Here is a 2,067-nt window from a genome sequence, read left to right as displayed (position 1 = left end):
CTGTCGGCCCTGGACGCGAAGGTGCGCCTGCAACTGCGCGACGAGATCCGGCGGGTGCAGCTCGATCTCGGCATCACCACGCTGTTCGTCACGCACGACCAGGAGGAGGCGCTGTCGATGGCCGACCGGGTGGCCGTGATGCGCGCGGGACGACTCGAGCAGTGCGCCGCGCCCGCGGAGCTCTACGACCGCCCGGCCACAGCCTTCGTCGCCGAGTTCGTCGGCACGATGAACCATCTGCCGGGCACGATGCTCGACGGCGGCCTGGTGGAGAGCGCCGGGCGGCGGCTGCCCGTCGACGGCGAGCGCCCGAAGCCCGGCACGAAGGTCAAGGTTCTGCTGCGGCCGGAAGCCCTCGGCCTCGAGCCGCTCGAGGGCGTGAAGGCCGCAGCGGGCACTGTTGGACCGAACGCTGTTGGACTGGACACCGTTGGACTGAACGCTGTTGGACTGAACACCGTGCACGAGACCGGGACCAGCGAGGGCACCGTCCGCATCGCTACCTTCCTGGGCTCGGTCACCCGGTTGACGATCGCGCTCGGGGACGGCACCGAGGTCAAGGCCGACCTGCCGTCGCATCGCGCGGCGCAGTTCCCAGCCGGGATCCGGGTGCGCGTCGTGCCCGCCCCGCGCCCCGTGCTCGTCCTGCCGAACTGAGCCATGTCCGTGCGCGCTGCCCCGTCCGAGGCGGCGCGCGCGGACTCATGAGAACCCTTATGCCTGGTTATAGAGCCGTCCGGCGAACCTGCGCGCGAAACCGTCGCCGACGCTGGCCGTGACGGTGTAGTCGTAGCGGCCGGCCGACGTCGCCGCGAGCGTCGTCGTGTAGCTGCCGCCCGCCGCGACCGTCACCGTGCTCGAACTACCACCCGACGCCAGGTAGGCGGCGTTCGCGCCGATCGTGAAGGTCGTCGCGACCGTGCCCGAGTTGGTCAGCGTGAGCGCCATGGTCGCGCCGTCCTTGTTGTCCACGACGTACGCCTCCGGGTGCGCCTTCGTGGTGCTCGTCCACGTCAGCACGTTGCCCTTGAAGCCGCGCAGGTAGCCGTCGGGGCCGTGCAGGTCGATGTCGTACGGGCCGCCGCCGTAGGTGTAGGCGGAGAAGTAGTCCGAGATCGACGATCCGACCGTGCACGTGTACTGCCACGCCGCATAAGTCCGGTAGTTGACCGTGTAGGCGGTGAATCCGCCGCCCAGCGACCCGTTGTTGACCGTCTTGAACCAGATTCGGTTGGTGGAGGTATCCGTCCACGAGGTGGTGTCGAAGACATACCCGAGCGGTCGCGCGGCCCGGTCGCCGGGCTCCACGGTCGGCAGCGTGGTCGGGGACTGGGAGGGCACGGTCGGGGCGGGCAGCGAGGTCTCCGACTCGTACTGCGCGACGATCGCCGAGGTCGAGGGCAGCGACGGGAAGGCGGTGACGGTGCTGGAGAAGTCGAACGCGGCCAGCATGTTCCCGCACACCTGCCGCCGCCAGGCCGAGATGTTCGGGCACTGCACCCCGAGCCACTGCTCGACGAACTGGAGCGGCGAGGTGTGGTCGAACACCTCGGAGCAGACGACGCCGCCGGTCGACCAGGGCGAGATGACCGTCATCGGCACCCGCGGGCCGAGGCCGATCGGCTTGCCGCTGACGAACTCGTCGGCGGTGCCGGAGGGCGCCGTCGGCGGCGCGACGTGGTCGAAGAACCCGTCATTCTCGTCGTAGTTGAGGAAGACCACGGTCGAGTCCCAGGTCGCCTGGTCTCCGGCAATCGCCGAGAGCACGTTGCCGACGAACTGCGCGCCGAGGGCCGGGGCGTAGGACGGGTGCTCGGACTGCGCCGCGGGCGCCACCACCCACGAGACCTTCGGGAAGGTTCCGGCCGCGATGTCGCTCGCGATCGCGGAGGCCACGTCGCCGACGTACGCCATGCCTTGGGTGTAGAGCGGCGAGCTGGTCGCGGCGTTGCGGAACTGGGTGAACCAGGCCAGCGGGTTGTCGTCGTAGTTGTCGGTCTCCTGATACACCCGCCAGCTGACGCCGGCGTTCTGCAGCGACTCGGGGTACGTCGTCCAGCTGAATCC

2 protein-coding genes are annotated in these 2,067 nt (G+C 69.7%); one reads left to right on the top strand and one right to left on the bottom strand.

Going from position 1 to position 2,067, the window contains the following annotated elements; translation table 11 throughout:
• Nucleotides 1-657 (top strand): ABC transporter ATP-binding protein (locus VGZ32_RS14160; RefSeq protein ID WP_326886471.1); only part of this gene is annotated, 657 nt, incomplete at its 5' end.
• A gap of 57 nt (nucleotides 658-714) precedes the next feature.
• On the opposite strand, the gene VGZ32_RS14155 is transcribed toward VGZ32_RS14160, so the two are convergent.
• Nucleotides 715-2,067, bottom strand: a 1,353-nt coding sequence (locus VGZ32_RS14155) for an alkaline phosphatase family protein (protein ID WP_326886470.1), incomplete at its 5' end; no start/stop codon positions are given.

The sequence above is a fragment of the Actinocrinis sp. genome (assembly GCF_035938995.1).
GTDB lineage: Bacteria > Actinomycetota > Actinomycetes > Streptomycetales > Catenulisporaceae > DASZGI01.
Note: the sequence above shows the minus strand (reverse complement) of the source record. Positions and strands in the feature narration are given on the sequence as shown.